Origin of the sequence: Candidatus Ulvibacter alkanivorans, assembly GCF_003333325.1 — a bacterium.
GTDB classification, from domain to species: domain Bacteria; phylum Bacteroidota; class Bacteroidia; order Flavobacteriales; family Flavobacteriaceae; genus Ulvibacter_A; species Ulvibacter_A alkanivorans.
Map to the genome: position 1 here is coordinate 1 of NZ_QOLC01000069.1, position 26,283 is coordinate 26,283.

General features: G+C 39.5%; 23 protein-coding genes. 9 read left to right on the forward strand and 14 right to left on the reverse strand.

Translation table 11 applies throughout. The annotated features are described in order from the left end of the window. Window positions 1-36: 36 nt before the first annotated feature. The gene (gene uvrA / locus DWA30_RS05760) at window positions 37-2,841 is read right to left on the reverse strand and encodes an excinuclease ABC subunit UvrA (protein ID WP_114491590.1); all 2,805 of its coding nucleotides are present in this window, start codon (window positions 2,839-2,841) and stop codon (window positions 37-39) included. A 258-nt stretch (window positions 2,842-3,099) separates the two neighbouring features. Between uvrA and DWA30_RS05765 the strand changes: the two genes are divergently transcribed. Continuing rightward, on the forward strand, window positions 3,100-3,684 hold the full coding sequence (locus DWA30_RS05765) for an RNA polymerase sigma factor (RefSeq protein ID WP_114491591.1): 585 nt from the start codon (window positions 3,100-3,102) through the stop codon (window positions 3,682-3,684). Window positions 3,685-3,936: 252 nt separating this feature from the next. On the opposite strand, the gene DWA30_RS05770 is transcribed toward DWA30_RS05765, so the two are convergent. Beyond that, on the reverse strand, window positions 3,937-4,599 hold the full coding sequence (locus DWA30_RS05770; protein WP_114491592.1) for an endonuclease III domain-containing protein: 663 nt from the start codon (window positions 4,597-4,599) through the stop codon (window positions 3,937-3,939). 28 nt (window positions 4,600-4,627) lie between these two features. On the opposite strand from DWA30_RS05770, the gene bcp reads away from it, so the two are divergent. Continuing rightward, window positions 4,628-5,083 carry a thioredoxin-dependent thiol peroxidase gene (gene bcp / locus DWA30_RS05775; RefSeq protein WP_114491593.1) on the forward strand — a complete coding sequence of 152 codons (456 nt, stop codon included), beginning with the start codon at window positions 4,628-4,630 and terminating at the stop codon, window positions 5,081-5,083. On the opposite strand, the gene DWA30_RS05780 is transcribed toward bcp, so the two are convergent. Then, complete coding sequence (locus tag DWA30_RS05780; RefSeq protein ID WP_114491594.1) at window positions 5,073-6,548, reverse strand: TonB-dependent receptor; 1,476 nt, start codon at window positions 6,546-6,548, stop codon at window positions 5,073-5,075. The two genes, bcp and DWA30_RS05780, sit on opposite strands and share 11 nt — an antisense overlap. Window positions 6,549-6,628: 80 nt before the next feature. Between DWA30_RS05780 and DWA30_RS05785 the strand changes: the two genes are divergently transcribed. Genes DWA30_RS05785 through DWA30_RS05795 form a run of 3 tightly spaced genes read left to right on the forward strand, consistent with a single transcriptional unit; the run spans window position 6,629 to window position 8,508 of the window. Beyond that, the gene (locus DWA30_RS05785) at window positions 6,629-7,405 is read left to right on the forward strand and encodes an MBL fold metallo-hydrolase (RefSeq protein WP_114491595.1); all 777 of its coding nucleotides are present in this window, start codon (window positions 6,629-6,631) and stop codon (window positions 7,403-7,405) included. A gap of 40 nt (window positions 7,406-7,445) precedes the next feature. Then, window positions 7,446-8,000, forward strand: coding sequence for a hypothetical protein (locus DWA30_RS05790; protein WP_114491596.1), 555 nt, complete (start codon window positions 7,446-7,448; stop codon window positions 7,998-8,000). A gap of 10 nt (window positions 8,001-8,010) precedes the next feature. Beyond that, window positions 8,011-8,508, forward strand: a complete 498-nt coding sequence (locus tag DWA30_RS05795) for a hypothetical protein (RefSeq protein WP_136073163.1) — start codon at window positions 8,011-8,013, stop codon at window positions 8,506-8,508. On the opposite strand, the gene DWA30_RS05800 is transcribed toward DWA30_RS05795, so the two are convergent. The 10 genes from DWA30_RS05800 to DWA30_RS05845 all read right to left on the reverse strand — a co-directional run bounded on the left by DWA30_RS05800 (window position 8,505) and on the right by DWA30_RS05845 (window position 19,688). Beyond that, window positions 8,505-9,161: an alpha/beta hydrolase gene (locus DWA30_RS05800; RefSeq protein ID WP_114491598.1), complete on the reverse strand. Its 657-nt coding sequence runs from the start codon at window positions 9,159-9,161 to the stop codon at window positions 8,505-8,507. The two genes, DWA30_RS05795 and DWA30_RS05800, sit on opposite strands and share 4 nt — an antisense overlap. A gap of 64 nt (window positions 9,162-9,225) precedes the next feature. Beyond that, entirely contained in the window at window positions 9,226-9,570 is a 345-nt protein-coding gene (locus DWA30_RS05805; RefSeq protein ID WP_114491599.1) for a DUF4870 domain-containing protein, read from the reverse strand. Window positions 9,571-9,626: 56 nt separating this feature from the next. Continuing rightward, window positions 9,627-9,944: a hypothetical protein gene (locus DWA30_RS05810; RefSeq protein WP_114491600.1), complete on the reverse strand. Its 318-nt coding sequence runs from the start codon at window positions 9,942-9,944 to the stop codon at window positions 9,627-9,629. A 1-nt stretch (window position 9,945) separates the two neighbouring features. Continuing rightward, window positions 9,946-11,199 carry a dihydroorotase gene (locus DWA30_RS05815; protein WP_114491601.1) on the reverse strand — a complete coding sequence of 418 codons (1,254 nt, stop codon included), beginning with the start codon at window positions 11,197-11,199 and terminating at the stop codon, window positions 9,946-9,948. Continuing rightward, window positions 11,196-13,124: a BatA domain-containing protein gene (locus tag DWA30_RS05820; RefSeq protein ID WP_114491602.1), complete on the reverse strand. Its 1,929-nt coding sequence runs from the start codon at window positions 13,122-13,124 to the stop codon at window positions 11,196-11,198. Before DWA30_RS05820 ends, DWA30_RS05815 begins: the two co-directional genes overlap by 4 nt. Window positions 13,125-13,169: 45 nt before the next feature. Beyond that, window positions 13,170-14,366: a sensor histidine kinase gene (locus DWA30_RS05825; protein WP_114491603.1), complete on the reverse strand. Its 1,197-nt coding sequence runs from the start codon at window positions 14,364-14,366 to the stop codon at window positions 13,170-13,172. A 90-nt stretch (window positions 14,367-14,456) separates the two neighbouring features. Next, complete coding sequence (locus DWA30_RS05830) at window positions 14,457-15,659, reverse strand: GAF domain-containing sensor histidine kinase (RefSeq protein WP_114491604.1); 1,203 nt, start codon at window positions 15,657-15,659, stop codon at window positions 14,457-14,459. 111 nt (window positions 15,660-15,770) lie between these two features. Next, window positions 15,771-16,535: a TIGR02757 family protein gene (locus DWA30_RS05835; RefSeq protein ID WP_114491605.1), complete on the reverse strand. Its 765-nt coding sequence runs from the start codon at window positions 16,533-16,535 to the stop codon at window positions 15,771-15,773. Window positions 16,536-16,538: 3 nt separating this feature from the next. Then, entirely contained in the window at window positions 16,539-17,201 is a 663-nt protein-coding gene (locus DWA30_RS05840) for an ABC transporter ATP-binding protein (RefSeq protein WP_114491606.1), read from the reverse strand. Between the two features lie 51 nt (window positions 17,202-17,252). Continuing rightward, entirely contained in the window at window positions 17,253-19,688 is a 2,436-nt protein-coding gene (locus DWA30_RS05845) for a DUF5916 domain-containing protein (RefSeq protein WP_168421746.1), read from the reverse strand. A gap of 144 nt (window positions 19,689-19,832) precedes the next feature. Between DWA30_RS05845 and msrA the strand changes: the two genes are divergently transcribed. From msrA to DWA30_RS05865, 4 genes are all read left to right on the forward strand, one after another. Next, complete coding sequence (gene msrA / locus DWA30_RS05850) at window positions 19,833-20,375, forward strand: peptide-methionine (S)-S-oxide reductase MsrA (protein WP_114491607.1); 543 nt, start codon at window positions 19,833-19,835, stop codon at window positions 20,373-20,375. Between the two features lie 3 nt (window positions 20,376-20,378). Beyond that, entirely contained in the window at window positions 20,379-20,978 is a 600-nt protein-coding gene (folE, locus tag DWA30_RS05855) for a GTP cyclohydrolase I FolE (protein ID WP_114491608.1), read from the forward strand. A 52-nt stretch (window positions 20,979-21,030) separates the two neighbouring features. Then, complete coding sequence (locus DWA30_RS05860; RefSeq protein ID WP_114491609.1) at window positions 21,031-21,339, forward strand: hypothetical protein; 309 nt, start codon at window positions 21,031-21,033, stop codon at window positions 21,337-21,339. A 107-nt stretch (window positions 21,340-21,446) separates the two neighbouring features. Further along, window positions 21,447-23,933, forward strand: coding sequence for a zinc-dependent metalloprotease (locus tag DWA30_RS05865; protein WP_114491610.1), 2,487 nt, complete (start codon window positions 21,447-21,449; stop codon window positions 23,931-23,933). 47 nt (window positions 23,934-23,980) lie between these two features. On the opposite strand, the gene DWA30_RS05870 is transcribed toward DWA30_RS05865, so the two are convergent. Then, the gene (locus DWA30_RS05870; protein WP_114491611.1) at window positions 23,981-26,251 is read right to left on the reverse strand and encodes a TonB-dependent receptor; all 2,271 of its coding nucleotides are present in this window, start codon (window positions 26,249-26,251) and stop codon (window positions 23,981-23,983) included. Window positions 26,252-26,283 lie beyond the last annotated feature (32 nt).

Sequence of the window (26,283 nt, forward strand, 5' to 3'; positions counted from 1 at the left end):
CTGTTATAATTGCATACTATAGAATATAATGTATTTTCAATTTGATAACTTTTCCTTTAGGTACTCGGCTGTAAATGAATTATTCGCATTCGCAATTTCTTCCGGAGTACCTTGAGCGACTACAGTTCCTCCATTAATTCCACCTTCCGGTCCCAGATCGATGATATGGTCGGCACATTTAATTAGGTCGAGGTTATGCTCAACAACAATTACCGTATGCCCTTTTTCGAGTAGCGCATAAAAAGAGGCCAATAATTTTTTAATATCGTGAAAATGCAATCCGGTGGTAGGTTCATCAAAAATGAATAAGGCTTTGTCTTTGGTGTTTCCTTTTACCAAGAAAGATGCTAATTTTATTCGTTGTGCTTCACCACCCGAGAGGGTAGAGGAGCTTTGACCCAATTGTACATAACCCAGGCCTACATCCTGTAATGGTTTTAATTTGGAAACGATCTTTTTCTGTTCTGTTTCTGAAAAGAAAGCAATGGAATCATCTACCGTCATCGTTAGTATGTCATCTATGTTCTTTTCATGGAAGGTTACCTCTAATACCTCTTTTTTGAAGCGTTTGCCGTTGCAGGTCTCACATTCCAAATGTACATCGGCCATAAACTGCATTTCGATGGTCACTTCACCGTCTCCTTTACATGTTTCACAACGTCCACCGTCTACATTAAAACTAAAATGCTTGGCCTTATATCCTCTAATATCTGATAATTTCTGAGATGCGAATAGGCTTCGTATGTCGTCATAGGCTTTTATATAGGTCACCGGATTCGATCGACTTGAGCGCCCTATTGGATTTTGATCTATAAACTCAACGTTCTTTATTTTACTTAGATCACCGTCGAGTTTGGAGAATTGCCCCGGTTTTTCTCCATATCCGCCGATGTGACGTAGCATGGCGGGATATAATATTTTCTTTACCAAGGTGCTTTTTCCACTCCCGGAAACTCCGGTAACAGCAGTAAAGGCGCCTACCGGGAAAAAGACATCTATATTGTTCAAATTATTATGACGTGCACCAATGATCTCGATCTTGGCCTTGGGATTGCGTCTTTTTGAAGGGACTTCAATTTTTAACTGTCCATTTAAGTACTTTGCCGTTAACGAATCTGATTGCAAAATTTCTTCGAAAGTGCCTGTTGCCACTACTTCGCCGCCATAGGTTCCCGCTTCAGGACCAATGTCTATGATCTCATCGGCCGCCATCATAATATCTTCATCGTGTTCTACGACTATTACTGTATTACCAAGATCACGTAACGATTTCAATACATCGATCAAGCGTTCGGTGTCCTTTGGATGGAGTCCAATACTAGGTTCATCTAAGATGTACATGGACCCTACCAAGCTACTTCCCAGCGAAGTGGCTAAATTAATTCGCTGGGATTCCCCACCCGAAAGTGTATTCGACTTTCGGTTGAGAGTAAGATAGCTTAATCCAACATTCATTAAGAACTGGAGTCGGTTATTTATCTCGAGTAGTAGTCGCTTGGCGATCTTCTGTTCATAAGTGTCGAGCGTAAGCGAATTAAAAAAATCGGCAACTTGATCCAATGGCAGTGCCACAAGGTCTTGAAGTGCCTTGTCGTTAATTTTTACATATCCGGCTTCGATTCTTAGTCGCTTGCCATGGCAGGTACTACACTTTGTTTTGCCTCTGTATCGCGATAGCATAACCCTGTTCTGAATCTTATAGCTCTTAGACTCTAAAAATTCGAAGAAACTATTTAATCCTTCAAAATAGTTGTTTCCTTCCCAAACCAGTTGTTTTTGTGCTTCGGAAAGTTCGAACCACGGTTTGTGAATTGGAAAATCGAACTTGTACGCATTATTCACTAGCTGATCGCGGTACCAGCTCATACTGTCTCCTCTCCATGGAAAAATCGCATTTTCGTACACCGATAGTGCGGTATTTGGGATCACCAGATCTTCATCGATACCAATTACATCGCCGTATCCTTCACAAGTTGGGCAAGCGCCATAAGGATTATTAAAGCTGAAGAGATGCACATTCGGTTCAATAAAGGTGATGCCATCTGCTTCAAACCGATTGTTGAATTCTTTGATACTGCTACTATCTTTTGAGGAGGTTTCCGAAGAAAGATCCTCAATATACAATTCTCCTTTACCTTCAAAAAAGGCAATCTGTACAGCGTCGGCGAGTCGATTGTAAAAATCTTCGTCCTCTTTTGTAATGATGCGGTCTACGACCAGCAACAATTCTTTTGGTAGCTTATCCTTATCGAGTTCGTCTATTCGTTTAACAATTCCGTCTGCTTTTACTCTTGCGTATCCTTGTTGTGCTAATGCCTGCAGTTTGTTTTTCATGCTACGTCCTTCTTCTAAGTGAATAGGGGTGAGGAGTAACATTTTTTTTCCTTGTGATAATGACTTCACGTAATGAATCACATCGGTGACCGTATCCTTTTTTACCTCTTTTCCGGAAATAGGGGAATAGGTGCGCCCGATTCGGGTGTAAAGTAATTTTAGGTAGTCATAGATCTCGGTTGAAGTACCTACAGTAGAACGAGGATTAGTGGCATTTACTTTTTGTTCTATGGCAATTGCGGGAGCAATACCTTTTATAGCATCCACCTTTGGTTTATTGAGTCTGCCAAGGAATTGGCGGGCATACGAAGAGAGACTTTCTACGTATCTGCGTTGGCCTTCGGCATATAAAGTATCGAAAGCAAGGCTCGACTTTCCGCTTCCCGATAGTCCCGTGATCACTACTAATTTGTTTCTTGGAATGGCGACCGAAATATTTTTTAGATTGTGAAGTTTGGCACCCTGAATAAGGATGTTTTTCTTGGTATCTAAGGTTTCTGTACTCAACGTTTTTTGTAAAATTTTTTAGGAGAATTGTGCAAAGATAGTACATCCCAATTTGGATTGCACGTTTGTCGATATTATATTTTTTTACAGAAAAAATTAACTTTTTTTTGCATTTCTAAGTTGATTGTTGTTATATTTACCCCATTCAACGAAATAATTAAAATTTATTGCCTATAGCATATTACTACTTTTCAAATAAATAATTAGAACGACTAAGCAACCAAATCACATAGTTGTTTATTTTTAAAAAGTATTGATATGAAGCAAAGCACAACCACCGATGCGGTATTGGTTAGCGCATATATAAAAGGCGATGAATCTGCACTCTGTGACCTTATTAAGCGTCACAAACAACGAATCTACAGTTTTATTTACTCTAAAGTTTTTGATCGGGATGTCACTGAAGACATTTTCCAGGACACCTTTATTAAGGTTATTAAAACCTTGAAAAAGGGTGGTTATAACGAAGAAGGTAAATTTTTACCTTGGGTGATGCGGATTGCACACAATCTTGTGATCGATCATTTCCGAAAAAATAATCGCATGCCGAAATTTGAGAACAATAATGACTTTAATATCTTTTCGGTATTGTCAGATAATTCCTTAAATATCGAAAAAAGGATGATCAAAGGACAAGTAGAAAATGATGTGCGTCGTTTGATCGAAGAGTTGCCCGAAGACCAAAAGCAAGTCTTGGTAATGCGCATGTATAAAGACATGAGCTTTAAAGAGATAAGTGAGCAAACCGGTGTTAGTATCAATACTGCGTTGGGAAGAATGCGCTATGCATTAATCAATTTAAGAAAGGTAATTGAAAAGCATAATATCGTGTTGACGAATTAATACAATAAATCATTTTTTGCCACGTTAATAAGAGACATTAACCTCAAAATAACGTTCTATGCAAAAAATGTACTCTAAACCCTCACGTCAGGAATGCGTGAATGAAAACTTAGTTCCAAAGGAAGAGACGATAAGGTTTCTTCTGGATTATTCGAAGGCTTTAAGTGTTATAGATTATAATAAATTGAAGTTTGAAGCACTTCTAAACTAAACTTTGGAAAAACCCCGGAAGTCACCAATTTCGGGGTTTTTTTATGCCTTTTTCTTACTTTTATAATAGGCCTTAAGTACACTTTTCCTTCCTATGGTCTTGGTGATGATGTCTTTTTCTAAATCCCATCCTCTTGCGGGCGAATATTGCCGTCCATACCATATAATTTGCAAATGCAACTCATTCCATAGATCTTTCGGAAACAATCGTTTGGCATCCTTTTCGGTTTGAACCACATTTTTACCCGTACTTAAACCCCATCGGTATAATAGCCTATGAATATGTGTGTCTACAGGAAATGCGGGAATATTAAAGGCTTGGGCCATGACTACACTGGCTGTTTTATGCCCCACTGCCGGCAAGGATTCTAATGCTTCAAAATCGGCAGGAACTTTTCCATCGTACTTGTCGATTAGGATATGTGAGAGCCCGTGTATTCCTTTAGATTTCATAGGAGACAGCCCAACAGGTTTAATGATCTCTCTAATTTCTTCCACGGAATGTTTGATCATATCGTAGGGGTTGTCTGCTATTTCGAATAATAAAGGTGTTATCTGGTTTACTCGTACATCGGTACTTTGTGCCGATAACAGCACAGCGATGAGCAGTGTATAAGGATCTTTATGGTCTAAGGGAATTGGTATTTGCGGATAGAGCTCTTTTAACGTTTCAATAACGAAACCTACCTTTTCAGACTTGGTCATTTTAGTTATTTTTACACAAAAATAACCAATGAAAACATTAAAAGCAGGCGATACCGTTCCAAATTTTACAGTAACCGATCAAGATGGGAACAAGGTCTCCTTATCAGACTATAAAGGACAAAAATTAGTGGTATTCTTCTATCCAAGAGCCAATACCCCCGGTTGTACCGCAGAGGCTTGTAATTTAAGAGACAATTATAAAGAACTTCAAGAGGAAGGTTACGCATTGCTTGGCGTAAGTGCGGATACCGAAAGAAAGCAAAAGAACTTTCAAGATAAGTATGATTTTCCATTTCCCCTATTAGCAGATACCGAAAAAGAGGTTATTAATGCATTTGGTGTTTGGGGACCTAAAAAGTTTATGGGTCGAGAATATGATGGTATCCACCGTAAGACGTTCTTAGTGGATGAATCGGGAAAAGTGGAACGTGTGATAGACAAGGTAAAGACCAAGGATCACGCTGCCCAGATTCTTAATTCGTAGCTTCTTTCGCTTTTTTATTTTCAGCTTCCAAGTTTACGCGGCAACTGAACAAACACTTTTCTTTGATGATTTCGGCAACACCCGGAGGAAGCATTCCTTCCCAATCGTCTTCACCTTGTTCGATCTTCGAGAGTACCTCGCGAGAAAAAATGTCTAATATATTTGGATTGAAATCTTTGATATCGACCACCTTACCGTTGTACTTAAAGAACTTGTAAAGTTCCTTCATACGTGGATGTACTTTTAAGTTCTCACTATTTGTATATTCACCGGTTTCCGGATCCCGCATTGGGTAGAGGTACACTTTTAAATCTTTAAAGAACAGTTTTCCGAAGGCCTCCAAAATACCGCCACTTAGATGGCGATAATATTTCTCGTCGAAAATATCGATCAAGTTGTTTACGCCCATGGCAAGTCCCAGTCGCATCTTAGTATAACGAGAGAAGTACTCTACCAATTTATAGTATTCTTGGAAATTAGAGATCATTACGGTGTGTCCTAGCGAACATAGCAGCTTCGCTCGATCCATAAAGTCCTCTTCATCGATCTCTCCTTCCGCTCTAAGATTCGATAAGGTGATTTCGAATATTACCTCTGTACGATCTTTCTCAACTTTATTTTCGTCCAAGAACATCTTATATGAATTCTCATACATATCGATATTCACCTTGGTCACGGGACGAAAACTTCCACGTAGTGCGAGAATATTCTTTTTGTACAAGATACGAGCCGGAAGAATGTTATTTCCGTCCGGACCAAACATCACGGCATCGGTCATTCCATTTTTAATAAGCTGTAAGCTCATTAATCGGTTGTCTACCTTTTCAAATTTCGGTCCTGAAAAATTAATTGTATCGATCTCGATCTTGTCCTTGTCGATATGGTCGTATAAATAGCGAAGCAATTTACGAGGTTGGTCGTATTTGTAGTAGGCCCCATAAATAAGGTTAACACCTAAGATCCCTAGTGTAATTTGCTGTAGGATGGCGTCATTTTCATGAAAACGCACGTGAAGTGCAATTTCGTTGTAATCTTCGGAAGGATCCACCTGATAGCGAATTCCAACCCATCCATGACCTTTATACTTTTTTGCGAAATCTATGGTTGCGACCGTATTCGCATAGGCAAAGAACAATTTGTTAGGATGCTTATCTCGTATAATGCGCTCTTCGATCAAGTTCATTTCATGCGAGAGCATCTTTTTTAAACGAGATTCGGTCACATACCTACCATCTTCTTCTACACCGTAGATCGCGTCGCTAAAGTCCTTGTCGTAAGCTGACATCGTCTTTGCGATCGTCCCGGAAGCACCACCTGCACGAAAGAAATTACGAACAGTTTCTTGGCCGGCACCAATTTCAGCAAAGGTACCGTAGATATTTTCGTTAAGATTAATTCGTAACGCTTTGCTTCTAATGGAAGGAATGTTTTCAAATTCCTTGTCTCCTTTAATGGTATCTGGCATAGTAGAGGGGTATAATTCCTTTCTAACAAAGGTAAGAAATACAATAGGCAAACAAAAAAAATACTGTTATTTTTGTCCCAATGAAATCAGTATTTACCGTAACTTTTTTGGGTACCGGAACCTCACAAGGGATTCCTGTTATAGGAAGCGATCATCCCGTTTGTATGAGCAAGGATCCTAAGGATAAAAGACTACGGGTTTCGGTACTGTTGCAGTGGGATACGTATAACTATGTAATCGATTGCGGACCGGATTTTAGACAACAGATGTTGCGCACAAATTGCCAAACGCTGGACGGAATCTTGATCACTCACGAACACAGTGACCACACTGCCGGCTTGGACGATATAAGACCCTTTTATTTTAAGCAAGGAAACATACCGTTTTATGCCAATAAACGTGTGTTCAAGTCGTTGCACAAGCGCTTTGATTATATTTTTGAAATAGAGAATAAATATCCGGGAGCCCCTACCATAGACGAGATCGAGATCGATGCCACTTCGCGATTTGAGATAGGAGGGAAGACGGTGATCCCTATTGAAGCGTATCACAATACAATTCCTGTGCTCGGCTTCCGTATAGAAGACTTTACCTACCTTACGGATGTAAAGACCATGAGTGCTTCAGAAATGGAAAAACTGAAAGGGACTAAAGTTTTAGTGGTGAATGCACTTAGAGAATCACCACATCATTCGCACTTCAACCTTTCCGAAGCACTAGCATTTATTGAAAAAATTAAACCCGAAAAAGCATATTTAACGCATATAAGTCACTTAATGGGTTTCCATGAGGAGGTGTCTAAACAATTACCTAAAAATGTATTTTTAGCTTATGATACCCTTCAACTTGAAATTTAAACCTTATTTACCGATATTAGGGTTAACGCTCGTCCTTCTAATGAGCTCCTGCTATGGTGTGCGTTATCGCTATGATGCGGACAGTACACGCTATGGACTCGATTTTACGCAAGGAAGTTGGTTGATGAATCGCGTAACTGCTCCAAGTGCAATCGAAGCAGCGCTTAACAAGCTAGCTGTAGAAAAATTTTCAAACTATTTAGGCGATCGCTTATCGTATTATTGGCAGTTGAACGGTGTATTTTTACCAGCCACGATTAGCAAGACAGATCTATCTCCCGAATTGCTTCTAAAAATTAGGAATGAAACTCAAAAAGAGTTCTTTATCAATTGCTTCGGAAATGTGATGCGTGATAATATAGGAGGATTACAGCTGGGCGATATAGACGGGTATCAAGCCAATGAAAGTTGGATCGTTTTAGAGGTATATGATCTTCGAACACAACAACGCATCTATTATCAAAAAGTGATTGGAGACGTCACAGTAGAAGATGATAACAGAGATGTAGCCTTTGCAAAAACTGCAAATGGCATGATCAAGAAAGGATTCAAGAAAATCTTGAAGAAAATAGAAAAAACAAAAGTCACCCCTTAATCAAACTTAAATGAAGAATAAATTTTTTATGTATCTGTTCTTTTTTGCGGTATTGTTCATCATTTTTCAATACATGCACGAAAAGAAGATCTTTGAAGATCAAGATAAAAAGATAAAAACGCTTACAGAACAAGTAACTACTGCCGAAGCAGATCAGGAACAATTAACAGCTCAAGTTAGAGATCTTGATTACTTTACCTTACTGGGGAACGACAACGCAATGACCTATCTGGAACATCGAGGATATGAAGCAGAAGAAGTTCAAGCTTTTGTAACCAACGCCATCTACGATCAAAATGTGTTGGAAGACGGAAATCCGTTAGTACCCTACGAAGGAATGACCGGACCTATGCGAATTAACAAATTAAAATTTTTGAATCACCGTTGGATTCAAGCCGATTTTACCGATGGAACGTATTGGGGGGAGATGATCTTAGAATACTATTTTAACGAGCAGGATGAACTCGAATTTGTTGTGGAAGCGTCTTTACTATATCCGAAGTCTTAACTACGCTCGGCCAACCAGTCTTTTAATTCATAGAAATTCTGGGGCGCAACACCGTGCCCCACGGGAAACTCCGAATACGAACACTCGACACCTAGATTCTCCAAGAATGGTTTGGTTTTTCGAGACCATTCTACCGGAATTACTTGGTCTACAGTTCCATGAGACGCATACACCTGTAAATTGCTAAAATCGTTCGAAGCATAACCTTCCTTCAGTATTTCTTCATTTACATAACCACTAAGTCCGATAACATTCTTAACTTTCTCCGGATAGCTAAGTGCAACCGCAAAACTTAGAATGGTTCCTTGGCTGAAGCCCAAAAGTGTGATGTCTTTAGTGGTGTTGTATTTTTCTACTACCTCATCAATACAATTCGCGATAAGGTCGCGTGATGCAATGGCTTGTTTGGTATCGCTAAATTTCCCGTCTGTATTATCGAAATAGATATTGTACCAAGCATTTCCATACGGTTGCATAGGGATGGGAGCCTTTAAAGAGATGATATGATATTTTTCAGGAAGTTCGGAGGCAAACGAAAAAAGGTCGTTCTCATCGCTTCCGAAGCCATGAAGCATTATAATGGCAGGATTTTTATCTAATTGCTGTGAGGGCGCTTTATAGTTGTGTGATAGAGATAGCGTCTTTTTTTCCATAGCTCAAAAATAAAAGATGCCGCTAAAAAAAGCAGCATCTATATTTGTAAAGTTTTTATAAAATTTAGTTTCCAATACCTTTAAACCATTGCTGAAACTGTTCACCTACAACCGGGATGGCTTTTTTCTCCCCTTGCACCGCAGCTACAAGCCCAAGCACCCACAATACGATAACACCAAGTTGTAAAACCCAACTTAGGATGGGAATGTACACGATGGCATAGATAATACTTACGAGGACCCAGATAACAATTCCAATTAGCGCAATACCTAGACTCTGTCGAATATGGAACGCCGCAAAATCGTTCTTTTTATCATTGTTCATTACAAAAGCGATGATCAATCCAATAATAGTTATGTATGAGATTATAGCGATCGTTTTTCCTTCTTCAACTGTGTTGTTTTCCATAATTAAGATGTTTAACGGTTAGTTTTTAGCTAATTACAGTATTAAAGATACGGCAACTATTCTAAAAAAGTAAACCATTGCTGAAATTTCTCACTCAAGAAAGGAATTCCTTTTTGCTTATTGGTAAGTGCCATTACCAAAGAAATCACCCATAATACAAAGGCCAATAGCCAAAGTACCTCACCAAATAATAGGTGTTGTGTTTGCATAATTTGTGCTACGAAGAGTATCAATAATAAGCCAAACATGTTTTTTATGTGATAAGTAGCAAATGTATTCTTCGCATCTCTATTTAGAAAATAAGCGATGATCCATCCTAAAAAAGTGAGGTAGGCTACTATCGCATGGGTTTTTCCTGCAGGCGTTGTTTCCATTTTAGTTAAGCACAAGTTTTTTGTTGGCATAGATGCCATATACACGGCCTTTTAGCTGCTCACCTAATAGGGATGCATTCTGAGAGCTAGAGAGGATATCTTCTTTTTGGAACGTCCAGGTGGGGTCCGGATTGAATAATGTAAGCGTTGCCCTTGCTCCTTCTTCAATGGCTTCGGAAGGAATTCCGAACACATTTTTAAGTCCGTTTAACATACCCACAGCAGATTCGAAACCAAGAAGTTTATTTAAGGCACCAAAGCAGCTTTCTAGGCCTATACTTCCGAAGTAGGCATGATCGAACTCTGTTTTTTTATGCTCGATATCAATGGGGTTATGATCGCTCGTCACACCGTCTATCGTTCCGTCTTTAATTCCTTTAAGCATTGCTTTTACATCTTCTTGTGTACGCAGTGGTGGCAACACCTTATAACGCGTATCGAAAGATTCTAAGCGGTCGTCTGTGAGGAACAAATTGGAGATGGCCACACTACAACTTACATTTAATCCTTTTTTCTTGGCTTCTTTTATGAGGGCTACCGATTTTTTCGTGGAGATCGTAGGAATATGCAAACGTCCACCGGTATACTCGAGAAGGTAAAGATCGCGGGTAATTTGTAATTCTTCGGCTAAAGCTGGAATTCCTTTCAGTCCTAAGCGGGTGCTGTTTACTTCTTCGTTCACTATACCATTGCGAGCAACCGATGTGTCGAAAGGGAAACTCTGTACCAGACCATTAAAGTTTTGAGTGTACTGTAACGCTATTTTAAGCAAATTAGCATTAGAGATTGGTTTTTTATAATCGTAAAAAGCGATAGCGCCTTCGTTGTGCATGTCGTACAGCTCGGCCATATCGGTTCCTTTACTCCTCACGCTCAAGGCACCTACAGGGAGTAAGTTTACCGCTTGCCCCGTTGCTTTAGTAAGTAAATACTTGATTGCCGATTTGCTGTCGGTGATGGGTTGTGTATTGGCATTTACGGCTACATGGCAAAACCCACTTAAAGCTGCCGTTCTTAATCCGTTGTCTATGGTCTCGCGTTCTTCATAGCCCGGTTCACCGAAACTCACACTACTATCGAACCACCCTTGGGAGACATGTAAATTAGGAAGATCGATCTCTTTGATGTTCTTTGATGGTTGTATCGTTGAAGCGATCTTGCTAATACTGCCTTTCTCTATTAGGATATCGCGCTTTTTTAAGTGATCCTTGCTTGTGGGATCTACAATGACAACCGATTTTAGTAGTATGTTCATTTCTGTTTATAGAATTTAAGTACCAGCATCTCTAATAGTAAGAATAGTAATGCAAAAATAGCAAACCATTTCCAAAAACTATTAATTGTGTTTTCTTGATTAATCGTGTCGAACAGTGATGAAATGTTATCATATACAGATACGCCTTCCCAGTCTTCTGGGTTTACATATACCAATTTGCTTTCGTCCCGATCGTAATTATAGCTAATATACTGTATAAATTCAGTCTTATTGGTGATTTCGTAGGTTCCTGCCTTATCAGGCTCATTAGTCGTGGTTACTTCTACTTTATTTGCTTTGGTCTGCTGCAAAGGAATAAAACTACTTGTACTGTCCTGAATTTTAATAATTTCATCTTGGGCAAGTTTTACGGCTACCGCAAAATTATTTTGAGTTCCTATGGTATAATACAGTTTTGGAAGCGACAAACTTTGTTGCGCCATGTTATATAAGGTGGGAACAATTAGCGGTGAATTTTGAAAATTCGAGTTTTCCGTATTAAAGGAGGCGGTGCTAATATGCACGGTAGCCGTGTTCAGAATAAACGCCTTTGCATCCTCAAATTGAAGAATAGGCGTGGCAGCGGCATTAATAGGATAATATGAATTGACCTTCGGATATTGAAAATTTACAATTCGTTTTTCGAAGACATCACGATATAATGGATGATCGAAAGAGATGTTAGTGATCTTCTTTTCCTGTGTAATTCGTTCAGAAAAACCACCTATTCCCAATCGGTTTAATAAGGCGTTGTAGCTTGAAATACTACCATCTTGAGCCGGAATTAGTAACAAACTTCCTCCTGCACCCACAAATGCTTCCAAGGCGGCAGCTAAGGAGGCCGGAATTTCTTGTACCTCATTTACAATGATAAAATTTTGTTCGGGTATGATGTTATACGCCAAATCGCCGAAGCTCTGTTGTGTATATTCAAATTCTTCTTGATCGAAGATGCGTTGTAAATAATTAGCATTGGCTTCATTAATGCTCAATACTTTTATTTTCTTAGGTTCATTTATGCTAAAATACAAGCTGTTATCAAACGGGATATTGGGCTCATTGAGGGCTACTCTCCCTTTAAATCCGGCCGTATCTTCAATATCAAATGTGACGGAGTGTGGTCCGGCGGTAGATAGGTCGACGGCCGTTTTAGCGATTAGATCATCATTTTTATACAAGGATACGGGAATGCTATTAGCGCTTTCGCCGCTAGTTGATATGGATACTTGCAATTGGGTAGCCGACGGACTCTTAGCGGTTACCATTACAGTATCTATCGTACTGTTGGTAGTCGAGGTAGGCTGCAGTCGAACGGCGTCTATGCTAATTTCTTCGGAAACTTCAGGGAAAGCCCCTTGCCCTTGGAAATCGGATACTATAATAAGGCGCTTAGGAACTTGGTTCTCTTTTGAAAACAATTGATTGGCTTTCAGAAGTACTTCATCAAGCGCTAATCGTTCTTCAGAATAGCCTAGCTTTAAAACATCATTCTTAAAATCCTGAACGCTGCTATTTCTACGTGTAATGTCGTTCGTAAACCAATGAATACGGTCTATAGAAGTGGCTTCATCGAATAATTCTTGTTTCGCGCGTTCAAACAGCGGGCCACTGTCTCCTTTAGCTTGCATGCTAAACGAGTTGTCTAAATACACCACCGTTTCTTTATCGGATGCTAAGGCTTCATTTGAAGCAGTAAATGGTTGCGCAAAGGCGATAATAAGACACGCAAGCGCCAACAAGCGAAGCAACAATGTAAGCCATTTTTTAAGTTGTGAGCTTTTGCGAGTTTGGATCGTGACTTTTTTTAGGAAAGCCACATTGGTAAAAGGAACTTTTTGAAATCTTCGCAGTTGGAAGAGATGAATAAAAATAGGGATTAGCAGTAAAAAAAGGGCGTAAAGAAGTTCGGGGTGTTTAAACTGCATTCCGGAAAATATTTTCCAAATATATAAAATGCAATGTAATTACTACTATTTCTTTATAGTAAAGCGAAAGCTACTTCCTTTTCCAATTTCTGAAGACAACCCAATGTCACCGCCGAGTTTGGTGACTAAGCTTTTTACGGTAGCCAACCCAATTCCCGTTCCTTCTTTTCCTTGTCGATCTTTAACTCCTGTTGTTTTAAACAGATCGAAGACTTCAGGTTGCTTTTCTTTGTCTATCCCGATCGCATTATCGGTAACAGTAAAACAATACTGTAAGGCTTCTTCCTCTACCTGAATTTTCACGACGGGTTGGTGGCTCCTATTGTACTTAAACGCATTGTCTATTAAATTGAGCATGATCTGCGTTAGTGGTGCAATTTTAATGCTTCGGAAAGTACCTTGTTTAGGGTACATGAGTTGGGAATCTTTCAGCATGTATATTTCCTTGATGTTTTCAAAAAAATCATGGTAAGAAATATCGTCTCGACGCGCTTCCAATAATTCATCCGCCTTATAAAAGTTAAGTATACCGTTAATGTATTCCTTCAGTGTTTCCGAAGACTCCTCGATAAGATCGAAATAAGTGTGCGATTCCTCGGTTAACGAATCACGGTTTTCTTCACGTATCAACCGGCTTAATGAAGTAATATTGGCCAATGGGGATTTTAGGTCGTGCGAAACAACGCCGGCGAATTTTTTTAGATGCTCATTGCGTTCTCGAAGCTCTGCCTGTGCATTTCTAAATTGTTCGTTCTTAAGTCGAAGTTCGAATAAATTGATCACTTCTTTTGCTAGTCTAACAAGTGACTCTTTTTGAATTTGGGTTAATTCTCGCGGTTTATGGTCATAAATACACAAGGTGCCTAAAGCATAACCACCACTTACAATAAGCGGTACACCTGCATAAAAAGCGATATTATTTTCTTTAACTACAGGATTGTCCTTAAACCTAGCATCTTTTTGTACATCCTCTACGATAAAAATAGGTTCGTCTTGTAAAATGGCGTGGCCACAAAAGGAGAACTCTCTAGGCGAATCTTTAAAATCGATTCCGAAATTGGATTTAAAATGATTCTTGTCCTTATCTAAGACGGTAATCAATGCTATGGGGACCTCGCAAATAGCAGCAATTAATGAAGTGATGTTATCAAAATCTTCTTCCGGTAAATAATCGAGTAATTTATATTTAGAAACAACGGCTAGGCGTTCAGCCTCATTTTTGGGGAGTACAGGTGAAATCATAAGTCTTTGTTAGGCCATATATACGAAGTACATAGGCACTCAGTTTCTTAACAAAATGATAAAGTTTGATAGCATGTCATGGCGAATCGATTAGAGTAGGTCGACCGAAAATTCGAAGGTTGTGCCTTCTCCTATTTTTGAGTCTACCGATATTTCGCCACCCATTTTTGTGATCAATTTTTGAACCGTAGACAGTCCGATGCCATGGCCTTTATTACCATTCCGGTCCACATTTCCCACTGTTGTAAATAGATTGAAGATCTCTTTTTGTTTTTCCTTCGGAATTCCCATGCCATTGTCCGAAAGTGTAAACACGTAATGATCTTCTTTTATTTTACACGAAATATCAATAACGATCTTTTCTTTGTCGTTGTATTTTAGGCTGTTGCCTATAAGGTTTAATAAAACTTGTTCTAAAGCCGCGCGGTTACAGGACAGTTCCATATTCTCCTCAGGAAAATGGATCTCACAATCGATATCAATATTTAAAAGATCTACAATTTCTTCCAATAGTTGCTGAAGGTCGAACTCTTCGCTCTCTTCAATAGTGATCTTATCACTTTCGTAATGCGCTAAAAGCCCGGAAATATAATCGCTTAATGTAAACGAGGATTGTTTTAAATAATTTAAATAATCACGTGCTTGGTCATCTAATTTGTCGGCATATCGTGCTTTTAATAAATCGGAAGTTACGATCATATTTGCCAGCGGCATTTTCATATCATGAGAAATAACCCCGGCAAAATTCTTTAGCTCGTCATTCTTTTCTTCCAATTCTTTCTTTAATTCTTCTAAAATAATGTTCTTTTTTCGTTGTTCGAACAAGACCATCACTTGATAGGCAAGAGCTTCCAGTGCTTCCAATTGTTTTTTGTCAAGTGTTCTCGGCTTATTATCGAACACACATAAGGTTCCAATGGGAAATCCTTGTGGATTAATTAAAGGCACCCCTGCATAAAAAACGGCTTCGTGTTCCTTAACAATAGGATTGTCATGAAAACGCTCATCTTTTCGAGCATCTTCCACAATAAATATGTTACCATCATTTAAAATAGCATGACCACAAAACGAAACTTCACGTGGTGATTCTTGTAATGGAATTCCGTAGTGTGACTTTAAGAAATTGGTTTCGGCATCGAGCAGTGTGACCAATGAAATCGGCACATCGCAAATACTTGCAGTAAGCTTGGTTATATTGTCAAAATCCTCTTCTGGAAGGGTATCAAGCAATTGATATTCATTAACGGCCTTGAGACGTGCCGATTCGTTCGATGGTTTCTTTGGTGCAATCACTTGAAGTTCGTTAATTTATCACGTTGGCTAATCTTTAGCCAAGCTTAGGTAAAAGTACAGATATTGTGTTAATTTTTTTAACAGTTCTCCACATATTTATAACAGTTTCACCTAAAAAGATTCAAAAGCGCCTAGACCAAACAAGGCAAAATCGTATTTGACCGGGTCATTGGCGTCCAACTTCCTAAGATTGGTGTCTAAAATTACAAGAGCCTTGGCGTCATTTTGTTTTCGGTCTAACAGCCCTAATTTCCTTGCTACCGATCCACTATGGACATCTAACGGACAAGAAAGTTGAGCAGGGGAGAGTGATTTCCAAATTCCAAAGTCAACTCCGGCATTGTCTTTTCTCACCATCCAACGCAAGAACATATTAATGCGTTTGGCAGCCGAATTCTTAAACGGGTCACTCACGTGTTTTTCGGTCCTGGTAGGATGTGGCAATTCAAAAAAATTACGTTTAAAGTGATGAATCGCAGGCTGTAAGGTTTGTGGTGTAGCACCGGCTTTAAAAACCGATTCCAATCCGTTATGATTCATGTATATATTCCGAAGTGCTTTAAAGAAATAAGTGAGATCTTCGGCATTAAATGTGCGATGCACGAAACCGTGAACCCGCTCTAGGTCCTTTTCAGAAAATTGCATGATAAACTCGTAGGGTGCATTACCCATGATGTTCATCATTTTTGTACCGTTGTTAATGATACTTTTTCGATTGCCCCAGGCGATGGTAGCGGTTAAAAATCCTGCGATCTCGATATCTTCTTTAATAGTAAACTTATGTGGAATCTGTATGGGATCACTTTCAATAAAGTCGACCGTATTATAAGTGTGTACCTTTTCGTCAAGGAAGGCTTTTAGCGCAGCTCGCTTCATGGATTACTTTAAAATAATACCGTCTTGCATCACCAACTTTCGGTCGGCCATATCGGCAAGATCCTCATTGTGCGTAACGATAATAAAGGTTTGCCCAAATTCATCTCGTAGTCTAAAGAATAAATTGTGGAGATTTTCTGCACTTTCAGTATCGAGGTTTCCACTTGGTTCGTCTGCAAGGATTATAGCCGGATCATTGACCAATGCTCTTGCTACCGCCACTCGTTGTTGTTCTCCACCGGATAGCTCGTTAGGTTTGTGACTCTCGCGGTGTGAAAGCCCTAAAAATGATAATAGTTCCTTTGCTTTTTTTTCTGCTTCGGAAGGAGTAGTGTTCTTAATAAAGGCTGGAATACACACATTCTCCAACGCTGTAAATTCCGGCAGTAGTTGATGGAACTGAAAGATAAAGCCTAGGTGCTCATTTCTGAACTTGGCCAGTTGTTTGCGTTTTAAGGATGCAATTTCTATTCCGTCAATATGAAGAGTGCTTTCAGGCTTTTCAGAAAAACTGTCTAAGGTCCCTAAGATTTGTAGCAAGGTGGTTTTCCCGGCTCCTGAAGCTCCAACAATCGAAACGATCTCACTTTCCCTAATAGACAGATCTACTCCTTTAAGTACGTGTAGTTCGTCGTAATATTTGTGAATATTGGTGGCTTTAATCATTCGAGCGTATAAAAACGTGAAAATAAGCGTTTGAGTTTGATTTTACAACGCTTAGGATTCTTTATTAAAAAGATATTTTATGTTATTATAATCGAGGAAATAGGTGATACGAAGTGAAACCGAGTTTTGTTGCGGCTGCGCAAATAAATTGTCTAAACTCTCACTATATCCCAAGGTGGCCAAATTATCCTGATTAAATATCTGGTTTCTATAAAGCAAAGTTGCCTCGCTACCAGGAGCAAATCGCCAACGAAAACTAAGGTCTAAGTTCCAAATGTTGAAATTGCGATTCGGGTCGTTTTCAGAGACATCATAGGTAGTTACGGTTCGCGTTCCATCCTCATTCAAGGTAAAGAATACATTATCGCTATAATCGGCCGTACTCCAAAAATTGCGGAATCGAAGATTCAATGCTTTATAGGGATCAAAATTGTAATTAGCCGTTATGCTGTTCTCGATATTGGTAATATCTCGTTGGCCAAAGAATATTTCCGTATCGGTGTTATCAATATAACCAAAGGCCTTATTGTTTATTGAAAAGTCGCTGGATAAGATTACTAAAAACTTATCTGAGAATCGATACCGTGGGGAAAAATCGATAAAATAATTGCGTTGAGGATCTTCTAAAAAGGTGCGATATCCAAATCCGGCATCAAAAGCGAACTTCTTTCTAAAATCGGTAGAGACAAACACATTGCCACCGAAGTTTTGATTAAAGGTAACAAAGCGCCCAGGCACACGGGGCTCAAAATAATCATCACTGTCTGTATTATACCCTAAGTTTAGGCCATATGCCAAGCGGTTTATGGTAAAGAAAAACGAGTTCAAGTTAAAATTATTACTCGTTTGCACGTCTGGCTTATACAATCGATTGTGCCTGGCTGTCAAGCTAATTCTATATCGATTGTAAATACTAGTAGGCTCAAAGATCTCATACGAAATACCTGCTACGAAATTGTTGAAATTATTTCTGAAGCTTATTCCGAGGTCGTTTATATCGTAGGTGGTATTAGCAAAATCGTGCCCTATTCGATATCTGAAATTTCCTTTAATTCGAGCAATATCCAATTCCGATAAGAACCCGGTCGAGGTTCCATCTACATCATTCACATTACTCACAATGGCTCTTCCTGATACGCCAAATCTGTTTTCCTTATCTGCGACATCAAACACGAAAGCCGAGGTGTTGCCATCTCTAAAACTACCGTCACGTGTCACATTTGTATTGATTAATGAGATGGACGAGTTCTCATTAAATTGTTGGTCCAATACTATTATATTATAATTGGCCAACGGTTCTACTACTACCTCACGAGCGTTACCGCTTAGTGTGTCACGCACAATGGCAATTGTTTTTTCTGTAACTGCATTAAAGAAACCAATACCTAGACCTTCTTTGGTTCTACCACTAATTTTTAGTGCGTTTAGGAGATTAACTTTTTCGGGAAATTCATCTACGACTTCACTGTCGTTCAATTCCCCAACATTACCGGTAGGTCTGCTTCCTACACGTCTAGAAAAAAATATTCCGCCTTTTCTAAAAAGATCGATCCCCTCGGTAAAAAATTGTCGATTTTCACCAAAGGTTTGTTCAAACGGTCCTAAATTTAATCGTACTTCATCAAAGGATGTTTGTCCAAAATCCGGAATTAGTGTCGCATCAAGTGTAAAACTGTCGCTCAATCCGTATTTTATATCCATTCCTGCGGAAAAGTTGGTTTCCGACTCGCCATCAAAATTCGTAAACAATCCTTGGGCAAAGGGGAAGAAGGTGAGGCGAGTAGGGGGATCAATATTTCGAACTCCCGTAACTTTACCATTGTACTGTGTCGCTCTTCCCACATCATTCTTGATGAAATTCCATGTATGCGTTTCATTTTCATTGACCAAACGTCGATAAAAATTGACACTCCAATTTTGAACCTCGACCTCAGGAAATCGAAGTGCATTATAAGGGATGCGATACTCGGCATACCAGCCTTTATTGTCTTTAGAGATCCTGCACTCGAAAACAACATCGTATCCAAAGTCTTGATTGTTCTGTGTAACCCGAGAATCACCAATAGTTCCTGCACTCGTTACGAAGAATCGAGTTTCATTAAGTCCGTCGTTATAGGTATTTAAAGCTACATAGAAATTATCGGCTTGTACAAACACATCGTCACGTTGCGAAAACTGACTCGGAATTTCGTCAGGATTTGGGTAATACAAATAGGCTGCTACATAAACCGCCTTGTCGTCGTACGCCATCTTTACCTCTGTTTGTAATGCGGGATCGATGGTTCCTTCATTTCCGGGTTCGTACATGTTAAAGTTACCATAGGCAGGTAATGATTCCCAAACAGTATCGTCTAAAACGCCATCAATTTTTGGCGGATTTTCAATTCGCACAGCTTCGATCGATTTATCCGTTTGTGCCAATGTTAGCGTAGCGTGAAAAAGGGTAACAAATAGAATAAAATAGCGGGATAGTTTGGTATGCTTCAATGGATGAATTTTGATTGCTTCTGATCTAAAAACTCGGAAAACGCAAATCTAATGTTCTCGTAAGGGTCGAACTATTAATAAAAAGTTAAAATGCCGTTGCATCTTATTTGTAGCTGTATTTTTAATTGTAATATTGTTTAATAAATGAATAAAAACTTAGAACAAATTGTCCTGGCAGGTGGTTGCTTTTGGTGTACCGAAGCTGTTTTTCAACGAATTGAAGGTGTTGAAAGCGTAGTTTCAGGTTATACGGGCGGACATATAAAAAACCCGGCGTATAGAGAGGTGTGCAGTGGGAGAACCGGGCATGCCGAAGGAATCAAAATTAGTTATGACCCGGCTGTGGTTTCGCTTGAGACCATACTTGAAGTGTTTTTTGCAACTCACGATCCAACAACCTTAAATCGGCAAGGAAATGATAAAGGAACGCAATATCGAAGCGGTATTTTCTATCTTTCCGAAGCACAAAAGGAAAAAGCCGAAGCAATGATCTCATTATTGGATGAAAATAAGGTATTCAACGATGCGATCGTAACGGAAGTGACACCACTAGATGTGTTCTATGAAGCCGAAGAGGACCATCAAGATTTTTATAATGAAAATACCTCGCAACCCTACTGTCAATTTATTGTTGCGCCTAAGATTGATAAAATCAAAAAATATTATTCCGATAAATTAAAAAAATAGTAAATGGCATCATACCGATTCTTCGAAGAATACGACCAACCTGTTACCGATAAGTTAAAACAAGATTTTAGCAATATTCTTACCGGAGTGGGTGAAGATATAACACGAGAGGGGATCGTTAAAACACCCGAACGCGCTGCAAAAGCAATACAATTCTTAACATCTGGACACTGTCAAGACCCAGAGGAAATATTGCGAAGCGCGATGTTCGAAGAAGGATATAACGACATGGTTATAATTAAAGATATTGAGTTGTACTCCTTATGTGAGCATCATATGTTGCCCTTCTTCGGAAAGGCTCACATAGCATATATACCCGACGGTCGAATTGTAGGCTTAAGTAAAATACCAAGGGTCGTGGATGTGTTTGCGAGAAGATTGCAGGTGCAAGAACGACTTACACATGATATTCTCGAGTGTATTAACAACACCCTAAAACCAAAAGGAGTGGCAGTTGTAATTGAAGCTTCACATATGTGCATGATGATGCGCGGGGTGCAAAAACAGAATAGTGTTACCACAACCTCAGGATTTAGAGGACAATTCGAGAAGATCGAAACACGAAATGAATTCCTAAAACTAATAAGTAGCGATCTTGCATAATTTTGGCAAGCTTATTGCGTTTTTAAAGTGTATAACGTATAATTGAATCGAAATGAAAAACTCAAAATATACCCTTTTACGTAAAGGCATTCTTTTAGATGCATTGGGGATGGTTACATTAGCAATTCCTTTTGTGGGTCCATTTTTAGACATACTTTGGGCGCCATACGCAGCTAAAAAGATGAACGATATGTATTCTGGGACACAAGGAAAAGTTGCCTCGGTATTGGTGTTTGTAGAAGAGCTATTACCGGGAATGGATTTTATCCCAACCTTCACGCTTATGTGGTTGTACACCTTCGTTTGGAAAAAGCAAACACAGCCTACTCCACAAACCATTGAAGTTAAAGTAAACGATTAAAACACACAAGCTACCATAAGTCACAACCCCTTTATAATGTTAAGATTTCATTAACATTTAAAGGGGCTTGTTTTTGTATTTTCGGAGCCTACTAAATTTCTTATTTCATGAAAAAACAATTTCTCTATTCACTATTCGTATGTTTTCTTGCCCTTTCACTGGCTGGTTGTTCTACTGCCAAAAAGGCAAAAGGAAACCAAGCAGCAGATGCAGCTAAACAATCTAAAGACAAAAAAAATGGTATTAAACCGTATGACAAGGTTATAACCAAAGATGCCATAACCGATGAAGGGCTGTTCGATGTACATAAGGTCGAGGACGATTATTTTTATGAGATCCCGGATTCTTTATTCGATAGAGAAATGTTAATGGTAACGCGAATTGCGAAAACGGCTACCGGAATTGGTTTTGGTGGCGGAAAGCAAAACACCCAAGTATTGCGTTGGCAGAAAAAAGATAAGCAAGTATTGTTGAGAGTGGTATCGCATCAAATTTATGCTGCAGACTCTCTGCCAATACACCAAGCCGTAGTCAACTCAAATTTTGAGCCTGTATTATATGCGTTTCCCATAAAGACCATAGGAAAAGATTCAACCTCTACAGTGATCGATGTAACACCATTATTTTCGGAAGATGTTAAACCACTTGGTTATCCTGCGAGTCGCAGAAAGGCGTATAAGATTTCTAGACTAGACAGCGATCGCAGTTTTATAGAATCTATTAAGAGTTATCCGCTGAATATCGAAGCACGTCACGTAAAGACCTATGACGCTTCAGAACCTCCTTCGAATGCAAGTACGGCTTCTATATCATTAGAAATGAACAACTCTATGGTGCTATTGCCTAAGGAGCCAATGCGTCGTCGTTATTTCGATCAACGTGTAGGATGGTTCGCCAGAGGTCAAACCGATTACGGCTTAGACAATCAAGAAAGCAAGACCGTACGCTACTTAGATCGCTGGCGTTTAGAAGTAAAGGACGAAGACTTGGCTAAGTTTAATCGTGGCGAATTAGTTGAACCTAAAAAGCAAATCGTATACTATATCGATCCGGCGACTCCGGTAAAATGGAGGCCATATATTAAGCAGGGTATTGAAGACTGGCAGGTTGCTTTCGAAGCTGCTGGATTTAAGAATGCGATTATTGCAAAGGATCCTCCATCGAAAGAAGAAGACCCGGATTGGAGCCCAGAAGATGTACGTTATTCTGTAGTGCGTTACCTTGCTTCTCCTATTCCAAACGCCAACGGACCTCATGTTAGTGACCCTAGAAGTGGTGAGATCTTGGAAAGTGATATTAACTGGTATCATAACGTAATGACGTTGTTACGCAATTGGTTCTTTGTACAAACAGCCGCTATTAACCCCGAAGCTAGAGGAGTCGAATTTAAAGATGAAGTGATGGGTCGATTAATTCGGTTTGTTTCGGCTCATGAGGTTGGACATACCCTTGGATTGCCTCATAACATGGGAAGTAGTGTCGCTTATCCGGTTGAGATGTTGCGAGATGCCGATTTTACGCAAAAATACGGTACAGCACCTTCGATCATGGATTATGCACGTTTTAACTACGTAGCACAACCTGGAGACGAAGGAGTTGCCTTAATGCCAAATATTGGTCCGTATGATAAATATGCGATCATGTGGGGATATAAGCCAATTCCACAGGCGGAAACAGCTAAGGAAGAAAAAGAAATTCTAGACCAATGGATCTTAGAAAAAGCAGATGATCCTATGTATCGCTTCGGAAGACAACAGTTTGGAGTGATCGACCCTAGTTCTCAAACGGAAGACCTTGGTGACGACGCTGTAAAAGCAAGTAATTACGGGATCATGAACTTAAAACGTATCGTACCAAATCTAATTCAATGGACAGCCGAGGATGGAAAGGATTATGAGGACTTAAAAACGATGTATGGACAAGTGCTTGGACAGTATAATCGTTATATGGGTCATGTGTCTTCTAATATTGGAGGGGTTTACGAGTATTATAAGACCTACGATCAAGAAGGAGCCGTATATACACACGTAGATTCCGATCGTCAAGAAGAAAGTATGGAGTTTATACAAGAACAACTATTCACGACACCGGAGTGGTTAATTGACCCAAATATCTTTAACAAGGTAGAGTCTGCCGGAAGTGTAGAACGTATTAGAAACACTCAAGTACGTACGTTAAATAATATCTTAGACTTCGGAAGAATGGCAAGACTTATTGAAAACGAAACGATTAATGGTGATGATGCTTATGGTTTGTTAGACATGATGACCGAATTGAGAAATGGTATCTGGAGTGAACTTGATAGAGGCAGTGAGATCGATACCTACCGCAGAAATTTACAACGTGCCTATATAGATCGTATGGAACACTTAATGACCGAGGAACAGAACATTCCAGATTTTGTACGCCGATTTGGTGGTGCAACCGCCGTTGAGGTAAGTCAGAGTGATATTCGTCCGGTAGTTCGCGCAGAACTTAAAGCATTGCAACGCGATATTAATAGAGCAATAGGTCGTACTTCAGACAGAATGAGTCGATACCATTTGCAAGATGTGGATGAACGCATCGAATTGATCTTGAATCCGAATGGATAAATAGAAAGATAACAAAGTAAAAAAGCCCCTAAATGGGGCTTTTTTTATTATAATGTAGCCTTTACACTTAATTTTAAATTACGTCCCATATTCGGAATACCATCTACCTTTAAGCGAGAAAGATGTGCAATATAGGTGGTGTTAAACAAATTAGTAACACTTAATCCAAGATCTAATTGTAATTGTTCAAACTGTAGTGTTCCGCCCACGCCTGTGTTAATAAGCGTATATCCCGGTGTTGGAGTTTCAAATTCGCTTATATTGCTCTGCTTCAGCGTGTTTCGCATACCCAAAAATACATATGTTTGCTTCCGAAGTGAACCATCTTCAAACTCCACTCGAAAGGTATTAGACACAGTATTAGCAGGAATTAAGGGGAGATCACTATCAACATTTTTCAGTCTACCCACTACCGATTCAAAACTACTTTCTAAATGCAACCAATCCAGCGGATGCGGATGTAAGTGCAATCCAAATTCACCACCGTACAAATAGGCGTCGTTTTGTTTGTAATTAAATACAAAACTATCTTCTATCATCATCCCGGTGGGTTCAATGAATATATAATTATTCACTAGGTTGTAAAAACCACTTCCGAAGATCTCAACATGCTTATTTCTAAATCCGGCCGATACATCTAACTGCACGTTTTGCTCATTTTCTAGGTTTGGATCTCCGACTTCATATCTATTAGTTCCTTCGTGTTCCCCATTGGAAGTAAGCTCTGCTAGATTTGGAGCACGAAAACCGCTAGCAAGGTTAATTCGTAGATCGACGGGCTCTGCTAACACGATTTTTGCACCAATGGCAGCATTAAAGCTGCTAAAGTTCTTATCCAATGCAGGAATAAAATCTGGATCTGCCATGTCACGAGCCGCATCGGTATTAATACTGCGATGATCATAACGTAATCCGGCTTGTAGATCAACTTTCTCTAGATGATAATGGGTAGTTGCAAATATGCCAAAATCTATTTTGGTAGCATCGGGAATAAGAATTTCTTCCCCAAAATTCTCGTTGGTTTGATATAAGCCTTGTATCCCCACAATCGTTTCAAAATTCCCTAACTCCGGCAGATTGTACTTCAAATCGTAGCTTAAAGTGTTCAATTTTAAACGTAAGGCCGCTTCTTCTCCTTCTTCACCTTCCTCATGGTTGCCTTCTCCTTCTTCATCTTCTTCTTCTTCATGATGATCTTCAAACTCTGAACGATCGTTAAAGGTGTACCCAAATTTAGCATCTAATGAGGAGTTATTGAAATAGAACGTATTTTCTAAACTCAATAAGTGATTGTCGATCTTTTGGTAGGGTATGATTAAAGACTTGCTGGTAGTTTGAGCTGCGATTTCTTCGGGAATCCCAATGTTCGAGCGATTATAATTATAGCGGAAGGTTGATTTAAGCGCATTATTCTGAAATCTGATTCCGGTCTTGAGGTCGGTTTCGTTAAACCGACTATTGGTCACTCGATCACCGTCACCCGTTTCATAATCACTATGAGTAACATAGGTCGTTCTGGCCAGAAACTTAAATTGCTCTCCAGAGGACCGAAACCCTGCTGTATTACCAAAACCTATTGTATTCGAAAAGAAGGAGCTGCGCAGGTCCCCTTCGGTGGTATTAGACGAGGCAAATCGTTCGGGATTTAAATACAAAACCCCACCTAACGCATCGCTACCATAGAGTAGGGAAGCAGGTCCTTTAATGACCTCTACGCTTTCGATCCCGGCTTCGTTAATTCCTAAGCCGTGTTCATCTCCAAATTGTTGATTTTCCAATCGCACTCCTTGTGCGTAAGTAAGTACCCGGTTTGAACTTAATCCGCGAATCACAGGTTTTCCAATACCCAAGCCGGTAGAAACCGAATTAACACCGGGAATATTGGTAATACCTTCGGCAAGTGTCACCGCACCTCTCGAATTCAATGCATCGGTCGAAACCCGCTCTACCTTCATCACATTATCGCTTTGAAGCTTATGAAAGGGAGTGGAAATAATAACTTCTTCAATTTCTACGGCACTTTCTTCTAATATGACATCTCTGGTGATTATTGTGCCGTTCACAAACTGTGTTTTTTCAGAAATAGTCGCAAAACCCAAATAGGAATAGACCACGGTATAGGTCCCATTTGGGATGTTGTTTATTGTATAAATACCATTGTTGTTAGCAATGGTGCCTTTTTCAAGCTGGGGAATATGTATGGTTGCCGGTATGGGCATGCCGTCATTGGCGGCCGTAATTGTGCCCGTAATACTATTTTGGGCGTGTCCCCATACAGCGAATAATAGCGCTAGGGAAACGAATAAATAAGATTTCATAATCTCTCTATGTTTTAAATTAAAAATAATTT